The organism is Amycolatopsis sp. GM8 (assembly GCF_021653975.1).
Classification (GTDB): domain Bacteria; phylum Actinomycetota; class Actinomycetes; order Mycobacteriales; family Pseudonocardiaceae; genus Amycolatopsis_E.
In genome coordinates, this window is the sequence record NZ_JAJKFK010000001.1 from 445,164 (window position 1) to 470,672 (window position 25,509).

Here is a 25,509-nt window from a genome sequence, read left to right on the forward strand (position 1 = left end):
TAAGCCACGATACGGACACCGTCCTGCCAGGGCACCACCTCCGGCGCACTTTCCCACAAAAGTGCCCCACTGCAACCGCCCCATCCGAGTGGCACCCCGCGAGTCCGACACCCACGACGCCGAGTCCGACACTCAGAACCGCGAGTCCGACACTCACGACGGCGAGTCGGACACTGGCGACATGCTCGGCCACGTTCTGCGGCCGCAAGCGTCGAACTCGCCGTCCCCAACGTCGGACTCGCCGTCCCTAACGTCGGACTCGCGGTCTCAAGCGTCGGACTCGCCGGGCTCAGCGCGGGGCGAGGGCGACCACCTGCTTGGCCGGGTCCTCGCCGGTGCGAACCAGGGCGATGACCGGCGTCGTCAGCCCATTGTCCACATAGGACTCCAGGCGCTCGCGGCAGGCCTCGGGGCTCCCGTGCACGATCAGGTCGTCCACCACGGCATCCGGGATCGCGGCGTTCGCGCCCTTGCGATCCCCGGCCGCCCACAGCTCGTGCATCTTCGCCAGCGCCTCGCCCCGGCCGAGCCACTCGTGGAACGCCGCGTACACCGGCACGGTCAGATAACTACTGATCATCAACCGCCCGAGCGCCCGCGCCGCCTCGGCATCCTCCGTGGGACACACGAAGATCCGCGCCACCAGCTCGACATCCGGCCCGACCTCGGCGCGCACCCGCGGCACGTCCGACGCCGCGAGCCAGTTCGTGATCGCGCCGTCCGCTTCCTTCGCGGCCAGCCGGAGCATCCCCGGCCGCAGCGCGGCGAGCATGATCCGCGGCGCCACCTCCGGCACCCGCTCCAGCTTGAACCTGCTCACCGAGAACGTCGGATACTCCTCGGTCACCTTCTCCCCCGCCAGCGCGGACCGCAGAAACCGCAGCGTGTCACGGGTCCGCCGGTACGGCTCCACGAACTCGGCCGCGTTCCAGTTCGACACGACCACCGGCGACGAAGTGCCGATGCCCAGCACGAACCGCTCCGGCGCCACCTCGGCGAGCGTCGCCGCGCTCATCGCGATCAGGCCGGGGCCGCGCGTGTACACGGGCACGATCGCGGTGCCCAGCCGCAGCCGCGGCGCCCACTGCGACGCGAGCACCAGCGGCGAAAACGCGTCGGTGCCGGCGGTCTCCATGGACCACGCGTCGGTGTACCCGAGGTCGGGCAGCTGCTCGATCAGCTCGCGGTGCTCCATCAGCGGCACCCCGGTCAGCGGGATCGTGATACCCCAGCGCTTCACGCGTTCAACTCCTTCTTCAACCAGTCCACCTGGACGCGCATCAGGTTCTCCGCGACGTCCTCGTCCTGCGGGGTCATGTGCGTGGTCCCGACCAGCGGCAGGAACGTGTGCGCCCGGCCGGCCGCGAGCAGCGCCGACGACAGCCGCAGCGAGTGCGCGGCGAACACGTTGTCGTCGGCGAGACCGTGCACGATCAGCAAAGCGCGCTCCAGGTCGTGCGCGCCGGCGAGCAGCGAATTCCGTTCATACGCCGCCGGATCGTCCTGCGGCGTGCCCAGATACCGCTCGGTGTAATGGGTGTCGTACAGCGTCCAGTCCGTGACCGGCGCCCCGGCGACCGCCGCGCGGAACACGTCCGGGCGCCGCAGCACCGCGAGCGCGGACAGGTACCCGCCGTACGACCAGCCGCGGATCGCGACGCGCGCAAGGTCCAGCTCGGGATGCTCGGCCGCGACCGCGTGCAGCGCGTCCACCTGATCGGCCAGCGTCACGCTCGCCAGCTCGCGCGAGACCTCCCTTTCCCACGCGGGCCCGCGCCCCGGCGTGCCACGGCCGTCCGCGATCAGCACCGCGAAACCCTGGTCGGCGAACCATTGCGAGGCCAGGAACGCGTTACGGCTGTGCAGCACGCGCTGGGCGTGCGGCCCGCCGTACGGGTCGAGCAGCACCGGCAGCTTCGTGCCCGGCTCGTACCCGGCGGGCAACAGCAGCGCCGCCCGCAACTCGCGTTTCCCCGCGGTGAGCCAGATCGGCCGCGGTTCGATACCCGGATCCTCGGGATACGACCGGACTTCCACCGCCGGGCCGTCGCGCAGCACCGAAACCTTCGGCCCGCTGTGCGCCAGGCTCCACGACGACAGCACCGCCACCGCCGCCGAACCCGCGCCGACGTGCACACCGTCCGAAGTGGACAGACGGGTGACCGGCCCGGTGCGGTAGACGTGGATCTGCGTCGAGTCGGCGTCCGAAGCGCTGAACAGCACCTCGTCGGCGACGTCGAGCACCGAGCGCACCTGCAGCTCCGGCCCCGTCACGGGCACCCCGTCGACGATCAGCCGGTACGCCCCGTCAGCCGCGCTGACGTGCACGAGCCGCCCGTCGCTCGTCCAGGCGGGCGCGCCCGGCACGATCTCGACCCACGTCGGATCGGTCTCCGCGTGCAGCAGCTTCGTCGCCCCGGTCACCGGGTCGACCGAGTGGATCTCGAACCTGCGCTGGTCCCGGCTCTGCACACCGAGCAGCGGTGGCCCGCCTGCGGACCAGTGCACCGCGGCGAGGTACTCCCAGTCGCCGCGCTGGACGTCCACGCGCGTGCCGTCGAGGCTCACGATCGCGAGCGACACCTCGACGTTCCGCGTACCCGCGGCGGGATAGGCGACCGTGCCGGCGGCGGTGCCCGGGTTCGCCGGGTCGGCGATCGTCCAGCGCGGGACGCCGGTGCGGTCGCTGCGCTCCACCAGCAGGCTCGTGCCGTCGGGCGACCACCAGTAGCCGCGCGTGCGGCCCATCTCCTCGCCCGCGATGAACTCCGCGAGCCCCCACGCGATGTCCTCGCCATCCTCGTCGACCAGGAGCCGGTCCTCGCCGGTCGCCGGCTCGATCACGCGCAGCCGCCGGTCCCGGACGTACGCGACATGCGAGCCCGGCGGGCTCGGCCGCGGGTCCACGACCGCGCTGTCGATGAGCTCGGTGACCCGCCTAGTCGCCAGATCGACCGTGTAAAGCTTGCCGGACAAGGAAAAGGCCGCGATGCGCAGCTCGGCGTCGGTCGCGTAGCCGACGACACCGCCCGCCCGCTCGCGGGTGCGTTCGCGGCGCGCGCGTTCCTCGGCGGGCAGATTCTCCTCACCGGGCAGCAACTCGACGGCGTCGACGATCTTCGTCTCGGCGCCGGTGGCCAGGTCCAGCTCCCACAGGCTGTTCCGGTGGTCGACGCCGGACTCCGACCGCAGGAACAGCAGTCTCGACCCGTCGGGCGCGACCCGGAACTCCCTGGGTGTGCCGAGGGTGAAGCGCTGCGTCCGGGCCTGTTTGCGAAGGAAGGAGAGCTCGTCGGTCACCTCCGCACTCTGTCAGACCGCTCGGTATGTTGGCGAGTGCGACAGTGCCCGCACCGAGCGGAGGACCGGCATGAAGTACGTCCTGTTCTACGAGTCCTCGCCGGGCGCGCCGGAACGCGGTGCCGAGTTCGCGCCCGGGCACCAGGCGCGGATCCGCGAGTTCGCCGGGCGTGGCGTGCTGGTGATGATCGGGCCGCTCGAGGATCCCGGGACCAACGGCGCGCTGGCGGTGTTCACGACCCGCGAGGCGGCCGAGGACTTCGCCAAGGAGGACCCGTTCGTGCTCGGCGGCGTGGTGCACTCGTGGCGGGTGCTGGGCTGGAACGAGATCCTGCACAACGATTAGCCGCCGCAGGCGCCAACTGCGCAACGAAGCTGTCCTGATCAATGCTGTTTTCAGCTCTTAACCTATGGGCATGACGACCGCCGCAGACTTCATCGCGCTCGATGAACGCTGGAGCACGCACAACTACCACCCGCTGCCGGTGGTCATCACCGAGGGCGAAGGCGCCTGGGTCACCGACACCGAGGGCAAGCGGCACCTGGACTTCCTCTCCGCCTACTCGGCGCTGAACTTCGGCCACCGCCACCCGGACCTGGTCGCGGCTGCCGTCGAGCAACTCGGCCGGGTCACGCTGACGTCGCGCGCGTTCCACCACGACCAGCTGGGCTTGTTCTGCGAGGAGTTGGCGGGGCTGACCGGCACGCAGATGGTGCTGCCGATGAACTCGGGCGCGGAGGCGGTCGAGTCGGCGCTGAAGGTGGCGCGGAAGTGGGCGTACGAGGTGAAGGGGATTCCAGACGGGACAGCGGAAATCGTGGTCGCCGGGTCGAACTTCCACGGCCGCACCACGACGATCGTGTCGTTCTCGACGGACGAGACCGCGCGGGCGCATTTCGGGCCGTTCACGCCGGGGTTCATGGTCGTCAAGTACGGCGATGCGGCGGCGTTGCGGGACGCGATCACCGACCGGACGGCGGCGGTGCTGCTCGAGCCGGTGCAGGGCGAGGCGGGGGTGATCGTGCCGCCGGACGGCTACCTGGCGGAAGCGCGGCGGTTGTGCGACGAGCATCGGGTGCTGCTGATCGCGGACGAGATCCAGTCGGGCCTCGCGCGGACCGGCACGCTGCTGGCGCTGGACCACGAGCACGTGCGGGCGGACCTGTACACGCTGGGCAAGGCGCTGGGCGGCGGGATCATGCCGCTGTCGGCGGTGGTCGGGCGGCGGGACGTGCTGAGCGTGCTGAAACCGGGCGAGCACGGCTCGACGTTCGGCGGCAACCCACTCGCGTGCGCCGTCGGCCGCGCGGTGATCAAACTGCTCGCGACGGGCGAGTTCCAGCAGCGCTCGACCCGGCTGGGCGCGCACCTGCACGCGCGGCTCGGCGAGCTGATCGGACACGGCCTGGCAGAGGTCCGCGGGCGCGGGCTGTGGGCGGGCATCGACATCACGCCCGGCGGGCTCTCCGGCCGCGAGGCTTCGGAGGCGCTGGCGGCGAAAGGCGTGCTGTGCAAGGAAACGCACGGCGCGACGCTGCGTCTCGCGCCGCCGCTGGTGATCTCCGAGGAGGACCTGGACCGCGGGATCGACGCCATCGCCGAGGTGATCACGCGCTGAGTGCCGGATTCGCGCCGCGGGTCTCGGCGTCGCCGATGTCGGGTTCGGCGTCGCGGGCGTACGACTCGCGGTCCTGGACGTCGGACTCGCGGTCCCAAGCGCCAGACTCGCCGTCGCGGGCGTCGGACTCGCGGTCCCAAACCTCGAACTCGTCGTCTCGGGCGTCGGACTCGGCGTCGCGAACGTCGGACTCGCGGTCGTGAGTGTCGGACTCGCGGGGCGTGGGGCGCGCATAGGGTCGGTGTGGTGAGGGTGGGGATCGCGGTAAGCGCGGCGCTGGTGGCGCTCGTGCTCGGCCTGTGGCCGCCCGCGGCGCTGCAGCGAGGCGGCGGGGCGCACAGCACCCTGCTCGACATCCTGGTGCTGCCGACCGAGCCGTACGTGCTCATCCCCGTCATCGCGCTCGCCGCCGGGGTTTGCGCGGTCCGGCACAGGTGGGCCGACCTCACCCTCTGCCTCGCCGGGACCGCGGGGCCCGTCGCACTCAACACCTGGGTGCTCAAGCCCCTGTTCGACCACCCGCTGCACGACTACCTCGCCTACCCCAGCGGCCACACGGTCAGCCTCGTCACCACCCTCACCGTGCTGGTTTTCCTCACCAGGCAACGGATCCTCGCCGCCACAGCGGCGGCCGCGATAGCCACCGCAGCCGGGATCGGGCTCGTCGGGATCGGCTACCACTACCCCGTCGACGTCATCGGCGGCGCCGCCACCGCGGTCGCCCTCGTGCTCACGCTGTCGCTGGCGACGCATCCCGGGCGAGCGCCGTCAGCCGGCTCACCGCGCGCAGGTACTTCTTCCGGTAGCCCCCCTGCAACATCTCCTCGGTGAACAGCGCCGAAAGCGGCTCCCCCGACGCGAGCACCGGAACCGCCCGGTCGTACAGCCGGTCCGCGAACGCCACCAGCCGCAGCGCGACGTTCTGATCCGGCGCCGCGTGCACCCCCCGCAGATGCACCAGTGACACCCCGTCGACCAGCCGGCCGTACTTCGACGGGTGCAGGCTCTCCAGATGCGCGCACAGCGCATCGAAGTCATCGAGCGAAGAATCTTCCTGGGAAGAGGCTGACGCGGCAAGCGTCGCGTCGTCCACCGGCGGGGGCGGGTCGGGCAGGCCGCGGTGCCGGTAGTCGGGGCCGTCCACCCGCGTCACCGAAAACCGCGCGGACAGGGACTGGATCTCCCGCAGGAAGTCGTCCGCGGCGAACCGGCCCTCGCCGAGCTTGTCCGGCAACGTGTTCGACGTCGCCGCGACGTACACGCCCGCGTCGGTCAGCTCGCGCAGCAGCCGGTTGACCAGCATGGTGTCGCCGGGATCGTCCAGCTCGAACTCGTCGATCGCGAGCAACCGGTGCGCCGACAACCGCCGGACCGCTTCGGCGAAACCGAGCGCGCCGACCAGGTGCGTCAGCTCCACGAAGGTGCCGTACGCCTTGGGCGACGGCGCCGCGTGCCACGTCGACGCGAGCAGGTGCGTCTTGCCGACGCCGAACCCGCCGTCCAGGTACAGCCCCATTTTCGGGGCGGGCCCGGCGTTTCCGAACAGCCGGAACCGGGATTTCCGCCGCGGCACGGCGATCCGCGCCGCGAACGCCGAGCACGACTCGACCGCCTGCGCCTGGCTCGGTTCGTCCGGGTTGGGCACGTACGTGCTGAACCGGACGGCGTCGAATCGCGGCGGCGGTACGAGCGAGGAGATCAGCTCGTCCGCCGCGATCTCCGGGCGGCGGTCGGTCAGGTGCATGAAGCGAGGTTATCCGTGGACGCTCAGTACGATCCGCGGCATGCGCATGCTGTGGCCGAACCCACTCGACGACGTCACCGACGACGACCTGGAGCGGCTCTACGGCTTCCCCGAGGACCTCGACCGCCCGTGGGTGCAGGTCAACTTCGTCTCCTCCGCGGACGGCGCGGCCACCCTTGACGACGTGTCCGCGGGCCTGTCGAACCCCGCCGACAAGCGGATCTACCTGATGGGCCGCGACCTGGCCGACGTCGTGCTGGTGGGCGCCGGCACCGCACGCGCCGAGGGTTACCGCGGCGCCCGGACCAACCCCGAACGGCAGGCCCGGCGGCGCAGGCTCGGGCTGTCCGAGCTGCCGCCGATCGCAGTCGTCAGTGGCAGCGCCCGGCTCGACCCCGGCTCATCGCTGTTCACCGACACCGCCGTCCCGCCGATCGTGATCACCACCGCGAGCGCCCCCGAGGACCGGCGCGCGGCGCTCGCCGAAGCGGGCGCGGACGTCCTCGTCGCCGGCGACGAGATGATCGACCCGCGCGCGGCGCTCGAGCAGCTGGACGCCCGCGGTCTGTGCCGGATCAACTGCGAGGGCGGCCCGCACCTGTTCGGCGAGCTCATCGCCGAGGATCTGGTGGATCAGCTGTGCCTCACCGTCGCCCCGATGCTCGCCGGGGCCGGCGCCGGGCGGATCACGGAAGGCCGGACCGGCGAGGCGAGGCGGCTCGACGTCGCGTCGATCTTGTTCGAGGACGGCTTCACCATGTTCCGCTACCGCAAACGCGCATAGTCTGAGCGCATGTCCGTGATCCGGTCCGCGCGCCTGGACTTGGTGGAGCTGACCGGAAACCTGCTGCGGCTGACGCTCGAGCGGGACCTGGACGCGCTCGCCGGGCTGCTCGGCGTCGAGGTCAGCCAGGAATGGGCCGACCTCATCCCGGCGCGCGAGAACCTCAAGGCCATCCACGACGAGCCGGACGCCCAGCCGTGGCTCTCGCGCGGGATCGTGCTGCGGGAGGCCGGCGCGCTCATCGGCGAGGTCGGCTTCCACAATCCGCCGGACGAGCTGGCGGTCGTCGAGCTGGGCTACGAGGTGCTGCCCGCCTTCCGGCGGCGCGGTGTCGCCACCGAGGCGATCCGCGCGCTGACCGACTGGGCCTTCGCGACGGGCGACGCCTCGACGGTCTACGTGACGATCGCGCACGACAACGCGGCGTCGATCGGGCTCGTCCAGTCGCTCGGCTTCACCTTCCAGGAGGACTACCACGACCCGGTCGACGGGCAACTCGTCTTCTACGAACGCGCGCTCCCCCTGCCTCGCTGAGGCAGAATGACCTGCATGTTGCCGCTGAGTCCGCCGGTCCAGCCGATGCTGGCACGTCCGGTGAAGAAGATCCCGGACACCGGCGGGATGCTGTTCGAGCCGAAGTGGGACGGGTTCCGCTGCCTCGTGTTCCGCGACGGTGACGAGCTGACCCTGCAGTCGCGCGCGGGTAAACCGCTCAACCGGTACTTCCCCGAGGTGCTGACCGGGCTGAGCGCCGTGCTGCCCGAACAGATCGTGCTCGACGGCGAGCTCGTCATCGCCCACGACGGGCATCTCGACTTCGACCTGCTCACCGAACGCATCCACCCCGCCAAGAGCCGCGTCACGATGCTCGCCGAGAGCGTGCCCGCCACGTTCGTCGCGTTCGACCTGCTCGTCCTCGGCGAAGAGTCCTTTGTGGACGAACCGACGAGCGTGCGCCGGGATCGGCTGGAAAAGCTGACCGGCATCAACATCACGCCCGCGACGCAGGACCCGGCCATCGCGCGCGAGTGGTTCACGCTCTTCGAAGGCGCCGGGCTCGACGGCGTGATCGGCAAACCGCTGGACGCGACCTACCAGCCGGGCAAGCGGATCATGGCCAAGTACAAGCACGCCCGCACCGCCGACTGCGTGGTCGCGGGCCTGCGCTGGCATGCCGACTCCGAACCCGGGGAGTCGGTCGGCTCGTTCCTGCTCGGCCTCTACGACGACAACGGGATCCTGCATCACGTCGGCGTCGTCGGCTCGTTCCCGGCAGCGCGACGCCGTGAGCTGGCCATTGAACTCGCCGAGTTGATCACCGACGGCGAGCACCCGTGGCTCGGCGACGCGGTCGTCGAGGGCCAGCGGCTGCCCGGCGGCATCACGCGCTGGCGCAGCACCGAGCAGCCGTGGGTGCCGCTGCGCCTGGAACGGGTCGTCGAAGTCGGGTACGAGCACACCGAGGGCGGCCATCCCGCACGGTTCCGGCACACCGCGCAGTTCGCGCGCTGGCGCCCGGACCGCGAACCCGCGTCCTGCGGCTACGCACAGCTCGACGAGCCCGCCCGATACGACCTCGACGCCGTGTTCAAGGGCGAGGTGCGGCTACCCTGACCCGCTTACCCGCTGCTCACCCGGTACGTGCGAAGGTCGGGACCGAACGTGGATCGAAGTGAGGGGACCCGTCTTGCTCCGCCGGCATTCCTTGCTGTTGCTCGCCGTGCTGGTGCCGTGCCTGGCCGCCGGCTGCACCGCGGGACCGTCACAGCGCCCGGCCGTGGTGGAGAACGACGAGCGCTCGGCGACGACCACCGCGAGCACGCCGCAGGTGGTACCCCTGCCGCCGCTGACCGAACCGCAGTCGCCGTCCGTCGACTGGGCCGACTGCGGCGACCAGACCCGCAGCAGGCTCGATCCGCCCGCGGTGCCGGCCACGCTGAAGTTCAGCTGCGCCGACGTGCAGTCCGTGCTCGACGCGCCGGACCTGCCTGGCCGCGTGCAGACACACATCGCGCTGCTCAAGGCAGGCGACGGCCCGATCCCGCTGGTGGTGCTCAACGACATCGAAGGCGAGACCGGCACGCTCTACGCTGCCCACCTCGCCGCATTGCTGCCGGCGACGCTGCTGCAACGGTTCTCGCTCATCGGCGTCGACCGGCGGGGCACCGGTGACTCGGACCCGGTCGGCTGTGTGCCCGGCGAGGCCCGCGGCGCGCTGCTGAGCCAGGATCCGGCGGGCGGTGACCTGGAGGCCGTGCTCGACGCCGCGCGCCGGGCCGGGCAGCAGTGCGCGATCGAACTCGGCTCGACCCAGCAGGCACTGGACAGCTGGCGCACCGCGGGCGACCTCGACGAGGTCCGCGACGCGCTGGGGGTGCCGAAACTCAACGCGATCGCCCGCGGCGAAGCCTCGGACGTGCTCACCGCGTACGCCAACCGCTACCCCAGCCGCGTCGGGCGGGTCGTGTTCGACGGCATCCCGGACCCGTCCTCGGACCAGGCGACCGTGCTCGGCGACCTCGCCACCGCCCAGCAGGCCACCCTCGACGCGTTCACCGCGGACTGCGTCGCCCGCGGCTGCCCGCTCGGCGCCAACGCGGCCGAAGCTGTGCCGTCACTGCTGGATCAGCTGCGTTCGGCGCCGCCCACGCTGGCGAACAGCGTCCCGTTCGCGCCGGGGATCGCACTGAACGCGGTCCTCGCCGGGCTGGCGAACCGCGCGCGCTGGCCCGAGCTCGCCGACGCGATCCAGGCCGCCCGCACCGGGAACCCGACGCAGCTGGCCGCGTTCGTCGCGCCGATGATCAACGGCTCGCAGCTCGCGCCGTCCCGGCTCGACGGGGCGCTGGCGACCGAGTGCAACGACAGCGCGATCCGGCTGCCGGCCAACCAGACCGACACGCTGACCGACACGCTGCGCCAGCACAACCCGCTGTTCGGCGGCCTTGTCACGCAACGACTCCTGTGGTGCCTGCCGTGGCCGGGCCGCAGCGGCGCGGTCGCGTCGCTGGGCGTGTCCGGCATCCCGCCGGTGCTGGTGACGAGCACGAAAACCGACCCGCTGACGCCGGAGGCCGGCACAGCGCGGGCCGCCGAACAGATGACCAGCGCGGTGCGGATCTCGTGGCAGGGCGTCGGACACGGAGCGATGTCGTCGTCGTGCGTCGGCGAGGCGGTGCGGGCGTTCCTGGTCGACGGAAAGGTGCCGACGGACGGCACGCTCTGCCCCGCCTAGGGGATCCCGTCGAAGGCCGTTACGCTTGGCAGTCGCCGTTGGTCAAGTCCCACACTGGGGGTCACCGTGTCGTCATCCGCCGTCGAGGCACCGGCTGCCGCGCCGCCGCCCTCGCCGCCGGCAAGACGCACCATTCCGGCGCCCGCGTTCTGGGCCGTGCTGGTGCTCGGCGCGCTCGCGGGCGGCTGGTACCTCAAGGAACTGCTCGCCGACATCGGCTCGATGATGCACCTGCTGGACCTCGGCGTGTACAAGATCGCCGGTGCCCGGGTGCTCGACGGCGTCTCGGTCTACGACACCCCGCTGCTCGGCGAAACACGTGGCGTATGGGAGTTCGTCTACACGCCGTTCTCCGCGCTGCTGTTCGTGCCGCTCGCGAAGATCGATGGGAACGCGTTCACCTACGTCGGCGGGATCGGCGGGTTCGTGTTCCTCGCGGTCGGCGTGTGGGCCGCGCTGGCGATGCTGAACTACCGGCGCGACGCGAAGCTGGTGATCTTCAGCCTGCCGGTCGCCATGCTGTTGCTGTGGTCCGAGCCGATCCGCGAGACGATGGCGTTCGGTCAGGTCAACATCCTGCTGATGACGATCGTGCTGGTCGACATGGCGCTGCCGGATTCCTTCCGCGGCAAGGGAATCCTGACCGGGATCGCGGCCGGCATCAAGCTGACGCCGGCGTTCTTCATCGCCTATTTCCTGTTCACCAGGCGTTACCGGGCGGCCGCGGTGTCGGCCGCCTCGCTCGCCGCGACGGTACTCATCGGTTTCCTGGTGCTGCCGCACGACTCGAAGACCTTCTGGGCCGGCGCGTTCTTCGACCCGACCCGCGTCGGGGTGCCGGAGAACCCGTCCAACGAGTCGCTGCGCGGCATGTTCGCGCGCAGCGTCGGCCTGGACGGCGGCTGGAAGATCCTGTGGTTCCTCGTGGCCGCGGTGCTTGCGCTGGCCTGCCTGTACCTGGCGCGGCGGCTGTCGTTCGGCCGTCAGGAGCTGCTGGCGGTGGCGCTGTGCGGGCTGGCCACGACGCTGATCTCGCCGTACAGCTGGGTGCACCACTGGGTGTGGTGGGGCGCGCTGCTGATCTGGCTGCTGGACGCGTCGCTGCAGCGGTGGAACGTCGGCGCGTGGCTCGCGTTACTGGTGACGTTCTTCGTGGTGTCCGGCGGGATCCTCACGTTGTTCGGGTCCGAAGAGAGCTCGGTGCTGACCTTCCCGTCGTGGCGGCACCTCGGCGTGGTGTACCACAACGCCTACATCTGGCTGACCGTCGCGGCGTTCGTGGTCGTGGCGCTGCGGTTGAGGAGCCTGACGGCGAGCCGTTCGTACGAGTCGAGCAACTCGCTCCGGTCGTAACCGCTCGTCGAGAGCAGGACTTCGTCGGCGCCCGTGCGTTCGACCAGGCCGGTCAGCTCGCGCGCCGCTTCGTCGCCGGTACCCCGGATCTGATCGCGCATCGCGTGGGTGAACAGCTCGCGTTCCTTGGCGGTCATGTCGAGCGCGAGCACCTCAGCGGTGGGCAGCAGCGGCGGGAACACGCCGTGCGTGCGCGAGTACGCCGCCGACCACGCCTCGGACACCAGCAGCCGCTCGGCTTCTTCGGTGGTTTCCGCGGCGGCGACGGTCGCCGAGACGACCACGTACGGGTACGGCGACCAGTGTGAGGGCACGAAGTTCTCGCGGTAACGGCCGATGGCGTCCAGCATCCGCTGCTCGCCGCGCACGGCGCCGATGACCAGCGGCAGGCCCAGTTCCGCGGCCAGGTCGGCGCCCGTGCCGGTGGCGAGGATGAACGGCGGGACACCCAGCCCCTCGGCAGGGTACGCGTGCACGCCCGGGTGCGCCCGCTGGCTGCCGTCGAGGAACCCGAGCAGTTCCCGGACCTGCTCGCCGAACCTGTCGGCGTCCTCCCGGTCGCGGCCGAGCGCCTGCCGGACGCCGCCGGTGAACCCGACGGACCGGCCGAGCCCCATATCGATCCGGCCCGGGAACAGCGATTCCAGCACGCCGAACTGCTCGGCCACGACCAGCGGCTGGTGGTTGGGCAGCATCACACCGCCGGTGCCGACCCGGATGTGGTCCGTCGCGGCGGCGATCGCGGCCGCGAGCACGGTCGGCGCGGAGCCGGCCACGCCCGGCACGCTGTGGTGCTCGGACACCCAGAACCGGTGGTAGCCCAAGGCTTCCGCCTGCTTGGCGAACTCGACGGTCGCACGCAGCGCGTCCGCGTGGGACGCACCTTTCCTGGTCCGCGACCGGTCGAGCACCGAAAGCCTCATGATCAGTCCAACAAGGGCAGCCGGGCCGGGGATTCCCGACTAGGTTCGGGGCATGCGCTACGCCATCGCACTTCCGCAGTTCAGCGCCGACGGTGAGTTCGACCCCGCGGCTTTCCGCGCGTATGTCCAGCGCGCCGAGGCCCTCGGCTTCGACGGCGGGTGGACCCAGGAGCAGGTCCTGGGCAAGAGCCCCATCCTCGGCGCGATCGAGACCATGACCTACGCCGCCGCGTGCACCGAGCGATTGCGGGTGGGCTGCTCGGTTTTCGTGACCCCGCAACACAATCCGGTCGAGCTGGCGAAGAGCCTCGCCACCCTGGACCAGCTCAGCCGCGGCCGGGTCGACGCCGGGATCGGGGTCGGCGGGCCGCGCCCGTACCACCCGGCTTTCGGACACCAGGGCGACGCCCTCGTCGCGCGGTTCACCGAGGGGCTCGCCATCATGCGGTCGCTGTGGACGGAGCCCGAGACGACCATCGACGGGCGGTTCTGGCAGCTGAGCGGGTCGCCGATGGAGCCGAAGCCGTTCCAGAAGCCGGGTCCGCCGGTGTGGATCGGCGGCAGCCACCCGAACGCGCTGAAGCGGGCCGTGCGGCTCGGCGACGGGTTCTTCGGCGCGGGCTCCACCACGACCGCGCGGTTCGCCGAGCAAGTGCGGGTCGTGCACGCGGAGCGGGCCGATTTCCCCATCGCGAAGCGGATCTACATCGCCGTGGACGACGACGGTGACCGTGCCCGCAAGCAGATGTCCGACGGCCTCGAGATGATCTACGGCTCGCGCGGGCTGGAGCCCGTCGCCGTGGCCGGTACCCCGGCGGAGTGCGTGCGCGGGGTGCGGGAAGTGGCCGACGCGGGCGCCGAGCTGATCCTGTTCACCACGGTCGCCGACCAGGCCGAGCAGATGGAACGCCTCGCCGCCGAGATCATCCCCCAGGTGCCCTGACCCCCCGCGTGTTTGCTCCCTGCGCCGGCGTGTTTGCCCGCTGCGTCAGTGAGTTTGCCCGCCGCGTCGACGTTTTGGCTCCCTGCGTCGGTGAGTTGGCCCGCCACGTCAGCGTGTTCGCCCGCCACGTCAGCGTGTTCGCCCGCCACGCGCCGGGGCGGCGCCTCAGGTGTCGTGGCGCGCCTTGCTCGGCTGCACCCGCTTCGGCTCGCCCGGCATCTTCGGGTAGTCCGGCGGATAGGGCATCTCGCCCAGCCCGCGGTCGCGCTCGTCTCGGTCGTACCACTCCAGGGCGGTCTCCAGGCCGAACGCCTCGGAGTCCAGCCCGGCGTGCGCGTCACCGTGTTCGGCATGCCAGCCGGGCACGGTGAGCACGTCGAAGTCGTCGGGGTGCACCTCGGTCAGCTGCTCCCAGGTGACCGGCGTGGACACCGTCGCCCGCGCGGTGCCGCGTACCGACCACGCGGACGCGATCGTGCGGTCACGGGCCGCCTGGTTGTAGTCGATGAACACCCGCCCGCCGCGTTCTTCCTTCCACCACGCGATGGTCGCGAGCTTCGGGATCCGGCGCTCGACTTCGCGACCGAGCGCGATCACCGCGTGCCGCACCGCGATGAAGTCCCACTCCGGCCGGATCCGGACACGCACGTGCACCCCGCGGCCACCGGAGGTCTTGGGATACCCGACCAGGCCGGCGTCGCCGAGCACCTCGCGCACGGTCTGCGCCACCCGCACCGCGTCGTCGAAGCCCGTTTCGTCGGACGGGTCGACGTCGATGCGCAGCTCGTCGGGATGGTCGACGTCGGGCCGCCGCACGGGCCACGGGTGGAAGTCGAACGTGCCCAGGTTGGCGGCCCACAGGATCACCGCGGGCTCGGTCGGGCAGACCTCCTCGGCGGTCCGGCCCGACGGGAACGCGATCCGCACCGATTCGACATACGGCGGCGCACCCTTCGGCACCCGCTTGGCGTAGAAGTACTCGCCGGTAACGCCGTCCGGGTACCGCTTCAACGTCGTCGGCCGCTCGCCGATCGCCGCCAGCAACGGCTCGGCCACGGCGAGGTAGTACTCGGCCACCTGCCGCTTGGTGATGCCGCGCTCGGGGAAGTAGACCTTGTCCGGGCTGGACAGCCGGACCGTCCGCTCCCCTACCTGGTATTCGACCGGTTCGCCGTTCTTGGGCACGGCATCACCGTAGCCGCACTACGCCGGGCCCGGCCGTTGAAGTCGAACACGTCAAGCAGCAGGGGCCACGTGAACTCGGCGTGCGTCCCGATCAGGCGGCGGATTTCCTGGTCCCGCAACACCCGGCAACCGGAGCGCGGCGCGGGCTCACGCATCGCCCCATATACCGTGGGGCCCATGTCCCGCCGGATCAAGCTGGTCGTCGCGGTCGCCGTGCTCGCGGTGCTCGTCGCGGCGGCGTTCGTGCTGCCGCTGCCCAACCCGGCGCAGCTGCGCGACTGGGCGGCGGGGGCGGGACCGGCCACGGCCTTCCTGTTCCTGGCCGCGTATTCACTGCTCACCGTGATTCCGATTCCACGCACGGTGTTCAACCTCGCCGCCGGCCTCTTGCTGGGCACGGTCGCGGGCATCGCGGTCTCGATCACCGCCACCGCGATCTCCGGCCTGCTCGGTTTCGGGCTGGCCCGGCTGCTCGGCCGCGACCTGGTTTCCCGGCACCTGCACCGGAAATCCGTGCGCGCGGTGGACGAACGCCTTGCCGACGGCGGAATTCTCGCGATCACCTCACTGCGGCTGATCCCGGTGGTGCCGTTCGCACCGTTCGGCTACTGCTGCGGAATCCTTTCCGTGCGGCCACTTCCGTACCTGATCGGCACGGTGGTCGGCAGCCTGCCCGGCACGATCGCGGTGGTCGTGCTCGGCGACGCGCTCACCGGCGGCACCCCGCCCGCCCTGCTGGCGTGTTACCTCGCGTTCGCGCTGGTCGGGGCCCTCGGATTGATCAAGGTCGTGCGCGGGGCGTCTTACGGAGCCCGCACGAGGGAGACCGCTACACTCGACGCGGTGCGCGAGGAGGGTAAGCGCGCTCGATCAGACCACGAAATGCAGGCATTTTCCGAGGAGTAGTCCCATCGACACCGGTCAACTGATCGCAGGGCACTATCGCCTCGTTGAGCACATCGGCAGCGGTGCCATGGGGGTCGTGTGGCGCGCGGTCGACGAGCGCCTCGAGCGCGCCGTGGCGGTGAAGCAGATCCTCGCCCAGCCAGGGATGTCCGAGGCCGAGCGCAGCAGCATGCGGCAACGGGCGATGCGCGAGGCGAAGAACGCCGCGCGTTTCCAGCATCCCAACGCGATCGTCGTGTTCGACGTCGCGGAGCAGGACGGCGACCCGTGCCTGGTCATGGAGTACCTGCCGTCGAAGAGCCTGTCGGCGGTGATCGGCGAGCAGGGCACGCTCCCCCTCGGCCAGGTCGCGAAGATCGGCGAGCAGGTCGCGTCCGCGCTGGTCGCCGCGCACCGGGCCGGCATCGTGCACCGCGACATCAAGCCCGCGAACATCCTCATCGACGAGCACGGCACCGCGAAGATCACCGACTTCGGCATCTCCCGCGCGGCCGGTGACCTGACGCTCACCCAGACCGGCCTGATCGGCGGCACCCCGGCGTATCTCGCGCCGGAACTGGCCCGTGGTTCGGACCCGTCGCCCGCCTCCGACGTGTTCTCCCTCGGCGCCACGCTGTATCACGCCCTGGAAGGCCAACCGCCCTACGGCAACAGCAGCAACCAGCTCGCACTGCTCTACACGGCGGCGAACGGACAGGTCATCCCACCACGCCAGTCCGGCAAGGCCACCGCGCTATTGATGAACCTGCTCCGCGTCGAACCGGAAGAGCGGCCGAGCATGGTCGAGGCCCGCGAACGGCTGGCCGCACTCGCCTCCGGCGAGCCCGAGAGCAGCGCGAGCACCCAGGTGTCCCCGCCGCTGTACAACTCGGGGCGGCAGCCCGCGGCTGCGCCGGTGGGCGACCAGCTGGGGGCGGACCGCCCACCGTGGGCGCGCCCCGCCGCGCCGATGCAGCAGCAGTCGCCGCGCAACCCCACCGCGGCGTTCATCCCGCCGTCCCGCCCCGCCGACCCGAACGCGCCATCCGCAGCGGCGTCCAGACGTAAGGGCGTGCTGATCGGCTCGGTCGCCGCCGCGGTCGTCGTGGTCGGCGTCGTGCTGCTGGTCGTGCTCAACCTGGGCGATTCGGGCAACGGCAACAACGCGCAACCGCCGGCGAGCAGCCACACCAGCACGTCCGCACCACAGACGAGTACCTCCAGCCCGGCGAACGCGGCGCCGGTCGGCCAGGCCGAGAACATCGGTGGCACACCGAACTACGGCCAGGCCGGCAACATGGTGAAGACCTTCCTCGACGCCACCGGCACCCCCAGCGGATGGGCCCTGCTGACGCCGGGCGCGCAGGCCGTCTACGGCTCGCTGGAGAACTTCCAGGCGTACTGGGTGGCGCACAAGATCGACTCGTACCGGCAGATCCTCGCCGACGCCGGCCCGAACGCCGACGGCTCGGTCGACATGTACGTGACCATCAACGGCAACCGGGTGCACTGGCGGGTGGTGAACACCGCCGAGGGCCTGCGGATCGACGCGAACACCCAGATCGGCTGATGGCCTACCGTGGGGGCATGGCCGAGAGCGAACGGTTCGACGAGGACCTGATCGGCCTGGACCGCGACGACCCCGAGGTCCAGGCGTTCGCCGCGCACCTGGACCGGATGCGGCGGTGTGAACCTGGCTTCACCATCGAGGCATCGCTGCACCGCGTCGAGGACTTCGCGGACTCGTCCGCCCGGGCCGGTGGCCTGCGCTGGTGGGTCGCCGCGACGGTCGTGGTGCTGCTCGTGTTCGGGGTGGTCGTGGCCGCCTGGGACATCGTCATGCGGGCGCTCGAGTGGCTGACCGCCGGGTAACCTGGGAACCATGGAACCTGTCACTGGATCCGCCCCTCGCGTGGTCAAGTCGGAGCAGGAATGGCGCCAGGAGCTGAACCCGCAGGAGTTCGCGGTGCTCCGCAAGGCCGCCACCGAGCGCCCATTCACCGGCGAGTACACCGACACCAAGACCGAAGGCAGCTACGAGTGCCGCGCGTGCGGTGCTGAGCTTTTCCGCAGCGACACCAAGTTCGAGAGCCACTGCGGCTGGCCGTCGTTCTTCGACCCGGCGGACTCCGACGCCGTCGTGATCCGCGAAGACCGCTCGGGGGGCATGGTGCGCAAGGAAGTCCTGTGCGCAACCTGCCACAGCCATCTGGGCCACGTCTTCGAGGGCGAGGGCTTCCCCACCCCGACCGACCAGCGCTACTGCATCAACTCGATCTCACTGCGCCTGAAGCCGACGGAGTGATTCACACGACTTCCACCGCACACGGCAGATCCGGCGCTTTGGTGAGCCGCACATCTGCCGTGAGCAGTGGAAGCTCCAGCCGGGCCGCCAGCGCCACATAAAGGGCGTCGTAGAAGCTGACGTTGTCTCGCAGCTCCCAGGCCGCCTGCGACAACCAGCCGGAATGCGGGTAACGCTCGTCCACCAGGCTGGGCATGACCCCCAGTGCGGCCGCCGCCATTTCCTCGGGCACCCTGCCGGCAAGGACCTTCCGCCGGAGCACGTTGCCCACTTCGGGATCGATCAGATGCGGGGCATGCAGCTGGCTCCGTCCGAGCCGTGCCAGCATCTCGCGGGCCGGCTCGGAGTTCCCGGTCAACGCCAGCACGGCAACCGACGCGTCCAGGACGTAACTCTCGGCGAACCGCACTACTCACCCCGGACCGAACGGATCTCGGCCACGATCTCATCCTTGGTCAGGCCGGTCCTCGGAGTGCGCTCCCAAACGCGTTGCAAGGCATCGAACACCAGGCGCTTCTCGGCCAACCGGGCCAAGACGCCCATCTGCTCTTCCATGTAGGCCTGCAGCGACTTCCCTTCCGCTTTCGCGGCTTCGCGAAGGGCCTCATAGGTTTCATCCGGAACGTTCCGGATCTGAATGGTCGCCATAACCCCAGCGTACCAGCGGTAGCGCTAAAACAGCGCTACTGCACGCGGCTCAGCGCGCTACGGCAGGGCCGCGATCAGCTCGGCGGGCGGCACCTTCGTGCCGGTGTAGAAGGGGATCTCCTCGCGCACGTGCCGCCGCGTGTCGCTGCCGCGCAGGTGCCGCATGAGGTCGACGATCCGGTGCAGCTCGTCCGCCTCGAACGCGAGGATCCACTCGTAGTCACCGAGCGCGAACGAGGCCACGGTGTTGGCTCGCACGTCCGGGTAGTCGCGCGCCATCTTGCCGTGTTCGGCGAGCATCCGGCGGCGCTCCTCCTCCGGCAGCAGATACCACTCGTAGGAGCGCACGAACGGGTACACGCACACGTACTTGCGCGCCTCCTCACCGGCCAGGAACGCCGGCACGTGGCTCTTGTTGAACTCCGCGGGCCGGTGCAGCGCGAACTGGCTCCACACCGGCGTCGACGCGCGGCCCAGCGGCGTCCGGCGGAAACCGGTGTAGGCGGCCTGCACCTGCTCGGCCTCCTGCGCGTGCCACCAGATCATGAAGTCGGCATCCGCCCGCAGCGCGGACACGTCGTACACGCCGCGCACAACGGTTCCCTTGCCCGCCAAGGCATCCAGGTACTCGGTGGTCTCGCGCGCGGCCTCCCCGCGGTCCTCGGGGAGCCGGCCGGGCTCGACCCGGAACACGGACCAGGCGGTGTAGCGGATGGTGTCGTTGAGCTCGGTGTAGTTCAGGCGCGCCATGAATTCATCATGGCACTCACCGATCCGCGCCGAGCCCCGAGGTGATGCGGCTCGCGGCCGCGCCGGCCGTGCCGATGCAGGCGGGGATACCGACGCCGTGCAGCGCCGCCCCGGCGATCGCGAGCCCCGGCACCTCGGCCACCGCCTGTTCGACGCGCGCGACGACGTCGAGATGCCCGACGCCGTACTGCGGCAGCCCGCCGCCCCAGCGCATCACGTAGGTATCGATCGGTTCGGTGGTCACGCCGGTCAGCTCGGCGAGGTCCGCGCGCACCAGCCGGACCAGCTCGTCGTCGTCCGCCTTGAGCGCGCCCGGTTCCCCGAAGCGGCCGACCGAGCCGCGCACCAGCAGCGGGCCGTCGTCGAGGTGCGCCCATTTGCGGCTGGAGAACGTGAACGCCTTCGCGTTGAACCCCTCGCGGGCGCCGATGAGCACCCCGGACGCGTCGGGCACCGCGGCGTCGCCGGGCAGCGCGAGCGCGACCACGGCCATCGACGCGACCTCGACCTCGCTCAGTGCCGCGGACGCCGATGGCACCACGTCCACGAGCAGCCGCCGGGCGGCGGGAGCCGGGACGGCGAGCAGCACCGCGTCCACGTCCACGGTTTCGCCGACGAGATCCAGCCGGAATCCGGTGGGCAGCCGCGTCAGGCCGCGCACGAGCGTGTTGAGCCGCAGGTCGGGCTTCGCCAGCTCCACCAGCCGGTCGACGAGCACGCCCAGTCCGCCGACCAGCGTGCCGAACACCGGCGCGCCGCTGGTCGCGGTCGGGATGAGCCCATGGGCGGCCTCGGTCAGCGACCGGGCACCCTCGTCGATCGCGGACGCGAGCGCGGGCACGGTCGCCCGGAGGCCCAGCCCGTCGGCGCCGCCCGCGTACACGCCGCCGAGCAGCGGGTCGACCAGCCGGTCCACCAGCTCGTCGCCGAACCGTCCGCGTAGCAGCTCGCCGAGCGCCACATCGCCGTCCAGCCGCACAGGCGGCAGGTCCGGCTCCGCGGCGACCTGGCGACGCCCGTCCTCGGACAGCACGTCGGCGACGGCCTCGACCGAGCCCGGCACGCCCATCACGGTCCCGCCGGGCATGCCCACCTGCTGCCCACCCGCACGGATCGTCGAGCGCGCCTTCGTCGGGTGGGTGAGCCTGTCCGCGAGCCCGGTCTCCTCGATCAGCGCGCGTCCCTCAGGCCTGCGCGCCAGGAACGCCTCCGCGCCCACGTCGTAGGCCTGCCCCGCCAGCTCGACCGTGCACAGCTTGCCGCCGAGGCGCTCCGCCGACTCGAACACGGTGATCGTCGCGCCGTCGCCGAGCCCGGCCCGCAACCGGTACGCCGCGGTCAGCCCGGAGATCCCACCACCGACGACAGCGACCCGCATCACGGCTCCAGCTCGTGCACCAGCTCGACGACCCTGGTCAGCACCCCGGGATCGGTGCCCGGCAGCACGCCGTGCCCCAGGTTGAAGATGTGCCCCGCGGCGGCGCGGCCCTCGGCGACGATCCGGCGGACCTCCGCCTCGATCACCGGCCAGGACGCGCCCAGCAGCGCCGGGTCGAGGTTGCCCTGCACGCCGGGCGCCGGCCCGCCGTCCGCGGTCAGCCGCCGCACCGCCTCGTCGAGCGGGATCCGCCAGTCGACGCCGACGACGTCCGCGCCGGCCTCACGCATCGCCGTGAGCAGCTCGCCGGTCCCGACCCCGAAATGGATCCGCGGCACGTCGTAGTCCGCGAGGCCGCCGAGCACCTTCGCCGAATGCGGCAGCACGAACTCGCGGTACTCGCGCAGCGACAGCGCGCCCGCCCACGAGTCGAACAGCTGCACCGCGTCCGCGCCCGCGTCCAGCTGGGCGCGCAGGAACGTCAGCGCGATGTCCGCCAGCCGCCCGGCGAGCAGGTGCCACAGCTCGGGCTCGGCGCGCATCAGGGCCTTGGTGTGCTCGTAGTTGCGGCTCGGCCCGCCTTCGATGAGGTACGACGCGAGCGTGAACGGCGCACCGGCGAACCCGATGAGCGGCGTCTCGCCGAGCCGTTCGACCAGCAGCCCGACGCCCTCGGCCACCGCGGCGACCTGACCGGGCTCGAGCGCGGGCAGCGCGGCGACCGCCTCCGCGGTGCGAATCGGGTTCGCGACCACGGGCCCGGTGCCGGGCACGATGTCGATGTCGATCCCGGCGGCGTACAGCGGGACCACGATGTCGCTGAACAGGATCGCCGCGTCCACCCCGTGCCGGCGGACCGGCTGCAGCGTGATCTCCGCCAGCATCTCGGGATCGAAGCAGGCCTTGAGCATCGGCACGCCCTCGCGCAGCGCGCGGTACTCGGGCAGCGACCGGCCGGCCTGCCGCATGAACCACACCGGGACCCGCGAGGGCCGCCCGCCGCGAGCGGCGACCAGCAGGGGTGCGCCGGGCAGATCGCGCTGGGCCGGCCGCCGGCGTGACGGGGCATAAGTAGACATCGATTACATGTTCCCACGCGCGCCCGCGGCGGCCTCTCTCGGCGCGTCTACGCCTGCAGCCCAGCGTTGCGGCTTAAAGTCGGCCGGGTGACCGCGATGACGCAAGCGCCCGAACTGTTCCGTGAAGCCGTCGCGGCGTTGCAGGCCCTCCAGGCTCGCCCGGAGATGACCGTGGAGCCCGTCCGGGCGCCGCAGCGGCTGGCTCCGTGGGCGCACGCGCTCAGCTGCGAGACGACCGGGCCCGCGGACGTGCTGGCGACCGGCCGGCTGGTGCTGCTGCACGACCCGGATGGCCAGGAGAACTGGCAGGGCACCCTGCGACTGGTCGTCTACGTGCGAGCCGAGCTGGACCGCGAGCTCGCGACCGATCCGTTCCTGCCCACGGTCGGCTGGTCCTGGCTGACCGACGCGCTCGAACACTCCGGCGCGGCGTTCACGGCGCTCGGCGGTACCGTGACCGAGACCTCCTCGGCACGGTTCGGCGAGATCTCCGGGCCCGCCCGGAGCGACGATCTCGAGCTGCGGGCCTCCTGGACCCCGCTCGACTCGCACCTCGGACCACACGGCGAGGCGTTCCTGCAGCTCATGTCGAGCGTCGCCGGCCTTCCCCCGGTCGGGGTCACCCTCTTCGGCCACCGCCAGGGATCGTAGCCAGATCGTTCCGTCACCCTTTCAGGCAGAGTTCGCACCGGGCTCTGTACTCGGACCGTGAGCGGGCCTGTTACTGCGAACTGATGAATGGGCTCCCTTTACGGGATGCCGGCGGCTAGATTGTGGCTCGGGCAGATGCACGAGCCGTATGCACGAGCACCGCTCGTCCTACCATCTGTGCCCTATCGTGTTCGCTCCGCGAACCGTTAGCCGTAGGCGGGATATTAACCCGTTCGTGTTACAAAGACACCAGTTAGTAACTACTCGATCGGGATAGATACCCGTTCGATCCCCCCGCGGACGGCCGGAGGCGGCTAGAGTGCCTCTTCGACGACACCACTTTCGGTCTAGCTGGCGCGGCTAATTGGCCGAAAGTCCCGGTGCCGGTCGGGGGGCACGACCGACTCCAGGGAGGTAGTGACGTGGCTGCCGTCGGCTTATCTCAGGCCGTCAGATCCACGCCAGCCGGTGCTTTGCCGGCGAGCATGGTTCCGCACCCGCGGGAAGAGCTGTTTTCCGTACTGGTGGTCGATGACCACCCGTTACTGAGGGAGGCTATTGCCGCACGACTCGCTCAAATGGGAGCGGGCACCGTACACGAGGCTGCCACGGTAGCCGAGGCGAGGGCGCGGGCCACCGCGACAGGTCCCTGTGACCTGGCGATCCTCGATCTCGGGTTGCCCGACGGGTCGGGCATCGAGCTCGTCACCGAGCTTCGCAACCACGGCTGGCCCCGCATCGTGGTCTTGGCGTCCTCGGACGACCCGTACGCCGTTCGCTCCGCCTTCCAGGCGGGTGCGCAGGCGTATCTGCTGAAGTCGGCCTCACCGATGGTGGTGACGGACGGCGTCCGGCGGGTTCTCGAAGGCGGCGTGTACGCGGATCCGAGCGTGGCCCCGGTGCTCGCCACCGGAACCCGGGTCCCCGGCACGGACAACACGCCGCGGGAGCTGTCCGCGCGCGAGGTGGAGGTTCTCCAGCTCGTGGCGGACGGTCAGTCCAACAAGGAGATCGGCGAGGAGCTCAGCCTCTCCGCGCTCACCGTCAAGTCGCACCTGTCGCGGATCGGGCGCAAGCTCGGCACCGGTGACCGGGCGCAGATGGTGGCGCTGGCGATGCGCGCGGGCGTCATCCGCTGACCGACGCGAAAGGCTCTGCGGGACGGGCGCACCAGGCGCGGTCCGCCCGTCCCGTAGGGTTGAAAACCGTGGAAACCGCAGATCACGACCCGGAGACTCCTGAACCGATCCTGTTGACGGAGCCGGCTGACGGAACTCCACCCGTGATCTCCGACCCCGCGGAACTCGCCCTCGGATGCGACAAGCTCGCCGAGGGAACTGGGGCCATCGCGGTCGACACTGAACGCGCGTCCGGCTACCGGTACTGGCCGAAGGCATACCTGGTCCAGCTGCGGCGCGAGGGTGCCGGCACGCTGCTCGTCGATCCCATCGCACTGGATGGCGAGCTCGAACCTCTCCGGCAGGTCGTCAACGGCGAAGAGTGGGTGCTGCACGCCGCCTCGCAGGATCTGCCCTGTCTGGCCGAGCTGGAGCTGAGCCCCGCGAGCCTGTTCGACACGGAACTGGCCGGCCGGCTGGCGGGCTACGACCGGGTCGCGCTGGGCACGCTCGTCGAGCGGTTGCTCGGTTATCACCTCGAGAAGGGGCACAGCGCCGCCGACTGGTCGAAGCGGCCGCTGCCCGTCGACTGGCTGAACTACGCGGCGCTGGACGTCGAGCTGCTCGTGCCGCTGCGCGAGAAGCTCGAAGCCGAACTGGCCGCGCAGGGCAAACTCGAATGGGCGCGGCAGGAGTTCGAAGCCGTCCGGACGGCCCCGCTGCCGGCGCCGCGGGCAGAACCTTGGCGCCGCGTTTCCGGAATCCACAAGGTGCGCACCGCGCGCGGGCTCGCCGCCGTGCGGGCGCTGTGGGAGGCGCGTGACGAGCTGGCCCGCAAGCGCGACCGCGCGCCCAGCCGGGTGCTGCCGGACACCGCGATCATCAACGCGGTGCTGTCCGACCCGAAGAACGTCGCGGAGCTGCAGGCGCTGCCGGTGTTCGGCGGCCGCGTGCAGCGCCGGTACACCGCGAGCTGGTTCCGGCATTTGGAGGCGGCGAAGACGCTACCGCGTGAGGAGCTGCCGAACCCCTCGCAGCCCAACGACGGTCCCCCCGCGGCGAACCGCTGGGCCGACAAGGATCCGGACGCCGCGGCCCGTCTCACCGCGGCGCGCACGGCGCTGAACCGGATCGCCGAGCACCACCAGCTGCCGGTGGAGAACCTGCTGTTGCCGGACCTGCTGCGCCGCACCTGCTGGCGCCCGCCGGCCGACACTTCGGCCAGGGGCGTCGCGGAGGTGCTGCGGGCAGGCGGGGCGCGGCCGTGGCAGATCCAGCTGACCGCCGCTGACTTGGCGGAAGCCCTACAGGCGACGGCCCGGAAGTAACCCGCAGCCGGGCGGTGCCTGCCAGGCCGCTCCGGCGGACGGCGCGGTTGGCCGCCAGTCAACGGCGCACACCAAGCCACTCCACTCTGACGGTGCGGACGGCCGCCAGGCAACGCTCGCCGAGCCGTCGCAAGCACAGCGCAGCAGTAGCCACTCCCAGCGGCGCCCGCTGCTAACCGTGGTGGCGCGGCTGTCCACCGGCGGCGGCCACCCGCCGCCCCGCGGCGATGACCATCGTCACTTCGCCGAAGCCCAGACGACCGCCCTGGCTCGCCCCGAGG

The 25,509-nt window shown here is 71.1% G+C and carries 26 protein-coding genes; 16 read left to right on the forward strand and 10 right to left on the reverse strand.

From position 1 onward, the window contains the following. Positions 1-289 precede the first annotated feature (289 nt). Both LOZ83_RS02125 and LOZ83_RS02130 read right to left on the reverse strand, forming a co-directional pair. A complete protein-coding gene (locus LOZ83_RS02125; RefSeq protein WP_236788233.1) occupies positions 290-1,240 on the reverse strand; it encodes an LLM class F420-dependent oxidoreductase in 951 nt (316 codons plus the stop codon). Further along, positions 1,237-3,300 (reverse strand): S9 family peptidase, encoded by a 2,064-nt coding sequence (locus LOZ83_RS02130; protein ID WP_236788235.1) that lies wholly within the window; start codon positions 3,298-3,300, stop codon positions 1,237-1,239. The genes LOZ83_RS02125 and LOZ83_RS02130 overlap by 4 nt, the downstream gene beginning before the upstream one ends. Positions 3,301-3,370: 70 nt before the next feature. On the opposite strand from LOZ83_RS02130, the gene LOZ83_RS02135 reads away from it, so the two are divergent. The 3 genes from LOZ83_RS02135 to LOZ83_RS40350 all read left to right on the forward strand — a co-directional run bounded on the left by LOZ83_RS02135 (position 3,371) and on the right by LOZ83_RS40350 (position 5,750). Beyond that, positions 3,371-3,646 carry a YciI family protein gene (locus LOZ83_RS02135; RefSeq protein ID WP_236788237.1) on the forward strand — a complete coding sequence of 92 codons (276 nt, stop codon included), beginning with the start codon at positions 3,371-3,373 and terminating at the stop codon, positions 3,644-3,646. A 70-nt stretch (positions 3,647-3,716) separates the two neighbouring features. Further along, positions 3,717-4,919 (forward strand): ornithine--oxo-acid transaminase, encoded by a 1,203-nt coding sequence (gene rocD / locus LOZ83_RS02140; protein ID WP_236788239.1) that lies wholly within the window; start codon positions 3,717-3,719, stop codon positions 4,917-4,919. A 246-nt stretch (positions 4,920-5,165) separates the two neighbouring features. Further along, positions 5,166-5,750 (forward strand): phosphatase PAP2 family protein, encoded by a 585-nt coding sequence (locus LOZ83_RS40350; RefSeq protein WP_236788241.1) that lies wholly within the window; start codon positions 5,166-5,168, stop codon positions 5,748-5,750. On the opposite strand, the gene zapE is transcribed toward LOZ83_RS40350, so the two are convergent. Continuing rightward, on the reverse strand, positions 5,650-6,663 hold the full coding sequence (gene zapE, locus LOZ83_RS02150) for a cell division protein ZapE (RefSeq protein WP_236788243.1): 1,014 nt from the start codon (positions 6,661-6,663) through the stop codon (positions 5,650-5,652). The genes LOZ83_RS40350 and zapE overlap by 101 nt on opposite strands. 40 nt (positions 6,664-6,703) lie before the next feature. Here zapE and LOZ83_RS02155 point away from each other — a divergent pair, with 40 nt between their 5' ends. The 5 genes from LOZ83_RS02155 to LOZ83_RS02175 all read left to right on the forward strand — a co-directional run bounded on the left by LOZ83_RS02155 (position 6,704) and on the right by LOZ83_RS02175 (position 12,035). Then, positions 6,704-7,447, forward strand: a complete 744-nt coding sequence (locus tag LOZ83_RS02155; protein WP_236788245.1) for a pyrimidine reductase family protein — start codon at positions 6,704-6,706, stop codon at positions 7,445-7,447. A gap of 9 nt (positions 7,448-7,456) precedes the next feature. Continuing rightward, entirely contained in the window at positions 7,457-7,981 is a 525-nt protein-coding gene (locus LOZ83_RS02160) for a GNAT family N-acetyltransferase (protein ID WP_236788247.1), read from the forward strand. Between the two features lie 6 nt (positions 7,982-7,987). Then, entirely contained in the window at positions 7,988-9,061 is a 1,074-nt protein-coding gene (locus tag LOZ83_RS02165) for an ATP-dependent DNA ligase (protein WP_374202607.1), read from the forward strand. Positions 9,062-9,119: 58 nt separating this feature from the next. Then, positions 9,120-10,682: an alpha/beta hydrolase gene (locus LOZ83_RS02170; protein ID WP_236788251.1), complete on the forward strand. Its 1,563-nt coding sequence runs from the start codon at positions 9,120-9,122 to the stop codon at positions 10,680-10,682. Between the two features lie 66 nt (positions 10,683-10,748). Continuing rightward, positions 10,749-12,035: a glycosyltransferase 87 family protein gene (locus LOZ83_RS02175; RefSeq protein WP_236788252.1), complete on the forward strand. Its 1,287-nt coding sequence runs from the start codon at positions 10,749-10,751 to the stop codon at positions 12,033-12,035. Here the strand turns inward: LOZ83_RS02175 and LOZ83_RS02180 are convergent. Beyond that, complete coding sequence (locus LOZ83_RS02180; RefSeq protein WP_236788254.1) at positions 11,933-12,958, reverse strand: LLM class flavin-dependent oxidoreductase; 1,026 nt, start codon at positions 12,956-12,958, stop codon at positions 11,933-11,935. The genes LOZ83_RS02175 and LOZ83_RS02180 overlap by 103 nt on opposite strands. A 52-nt stretch (positions 12,959-13,010) precedes the next feature. Between LOZ83_RS02180 and LOZ83_RS02185 the strand changes: the two genes are divergently transcribed. Continuing rightward, positions 13,011-13,901, forward strand: a complete 891-nt coding sequence (locus LOZ83_RS02185) for an LLM class flavin-dependent oxidoreductase (protein ID WP_236788256.1) — start codon at positions 13,011-13,013, stop codon at positions 13,899-13,901. A gap of 165 nt (positions 13,902-14,066) precedes the next feature. Here the strand turns inward: LOZ83_RS02185 and ligD are convergent, their stop codons facing one another. Beyond that, a complete protein-coding gene (ligD, locus tag LOZ83_RS02190) occupies positions 14,067-15,086 on the reverse strand; it encodes a non-homologous end-joining DNA ligase (protein WP_236788258.1) in 1,020 nt (339 codons plus the stop codon). A 177-nt stretch (positions 15,087-15,263) separates the two neighbouring features. Here ligD and LOZ83_RS02195 point away from each other — a divergent pair, with 177 nt between their 5' ends. From LOZ83_RS02195 to msrB, 4 genes are read left to right on the forward strand one after another with little or no spacing between them, the layout of a single operon-like run. Continuing rightward, positions 15,264-15,992, forward strand: a complete 729-nt coding sequence (locus tag LOZ83_RS02195; RefSeq protein WP_236788260.1) for a TVP38/TMEM64 family protein — start codon at positions 15,264-15,266, stop codon at positions 15,990-15,992. Between the two features lie 19 nt (positions 15,993-16,011). Further along, positions 16,012-17,541 carry a serine/threonine-protein kinase gene (locus tag LOZ83_RS02200; protein ID WP_255823182.1) on the forward strand — a complete coding sequence of 510 codons (1,530 nt, stop codon included), beginning with the start codon at positions 16,012-16,014 and terminating at the stop codon, positions 17,539-17,541. After that, the gene (locus LOZ83_RS02205) at positions 17,541-17,843 is read left to right on the forward strand and encodes a hypothetical protein (protein ID WP_236788264.1); all 303 of its coding nucleotides are present in this window, start codon (positions 17,541-17,543) and stop codon (positions 17,841-17,843) included. The genes LOZ83_RS02200 and LOZ83_RS02205 overlap by 1 nt, the downstream gene beginning before the upstream one ends. Positions 17,844-17,853: 10 nt before the next feature. Then, positions 17,854-18,276 carry a peptide-methionine (R)-S-oxide reductase MsrB gene (gene msrB / locus LOZ83_RS02210; protein ID WP_236788266.1) on the forward strand — a complete coding sequence of 141 codons (423 nt, stop codon included), beginning with the start codon at positions 17,854-17,856 and terminating at the stop codon, positions 18,274-18,276. Between the two features lies 1 nt (position 18,277). Here the strand turns inward: msrB and LOZ83_RS02215 are convergent, their stop codons facing one another. From LOZ83_RS02215 to hemE, 5 genes are read right to left on the reverse strand one after another with little or no spacing between them, the layout of a single operon-like run. After that, a complete protein-coding gene (locus tag LOZ83_RS02215; RefSeq protein WP_236788268.1) occupies positions 18,278-18,685 on the reverse strand; it encodes a type II toxin-antitoxin system VapC family toxin in 408 nt (135 codons plus the stop codon). Further along, positions 18,685-18,924, reverse strand: coding sequence for a hypothetical protein (locus tag LOZ83_RS02220; protein WP_236788269.1), 240 nt, complete (start codon positions 18,922-18,924; stop codon positions 18,685-18,687). The genes LOZ83_RS02215 and LOZ83_RS02220 overlap by 1 nt, the downstream gene beginning before the upstream one ends. 57 nt (positions 18,925-18,981) lie before the next feature. After that, on the reverse strand, positions 18,982-19,674 hold the full coding sequence (gene hemQ, locus LOZ83_RS02225; RefSeq protein ID WP_236788271.1) for a hydrogen peroxide-dependent heme synthase: 693 nt from the start codon (positions 19,672-19,674) through the stop codon (positions 18,982-18,984). A 16-nt stretch (positions 19,675-19,690) separates the two neighbouring features. After that, entirely contained in the window at positions 19,691-21,052 is a 1,362-nt protein-coding gene (hemG, locus tag LOZ83_RS02230; protein ID WP_255822916.1) for a protoporphyrinogen oxidase, read from the reverse strand. Then, positions 21,052-22,131 (reverse strand): uroporphyrinogen decarboxylase, encoded by a 1,080-nt coding sequence (gene hemE / locus LOZ83_RS02235; RefSeq protein ID WP_236788275.1) that lies wholly within the window; start codon positions 22,129-22,131, stop codon positions 21,052-21,054. Before hemE ends, hemG begins: the two co-directional genes overlap by 1 nt. 87 nt (positions 22,132-22,218) lie before the next feature. Between hemE and LOZ83_RS02240 the strand changes: the two genes are divergently transcribed. The 3 genes from LOZ83_RS02240 to LOZ83_RS02250 all read left to right on the forward strand — a co-directional run bounded on the left by LOZ83_RS02240 (position 22,219) and on the right by LOZ83_RS02250 (position 25,228). Further along, entirely contained in the window at positions 22,219-22,782 is a 564-nt protein-coding gene (locus LOZ83_RS02240) for a DUF3000 domain-containing protein (protein WP_236788277.1), read from the forward strand. Positions 22,783-23,204: 422 nt separating this feature from the next. After that, positions 23,205-23,921, forward strand: a complete 717-nt coding sequence (locus LOZ83_RS02245; protein WP_139096005.1) for a response regulator transcription factor — start codon at positions 23,205-23,207, stop codon at positions 23,919-23,921. A 68-nt stretch (positions 23,922-23,989) separates the two neighbouring features. After that, positions 23,990-25,228, forward strand: a complete 1,239-nt coding sequence (locus LOZ83_RS02250) for a ribonuclease D (protein WP_236788279.1) — start codon at positions 23,990-23,992, stop codon at positions 25,226-25,228. Positions 25,229-25,509: the final 281 nt, after the last annotated feature.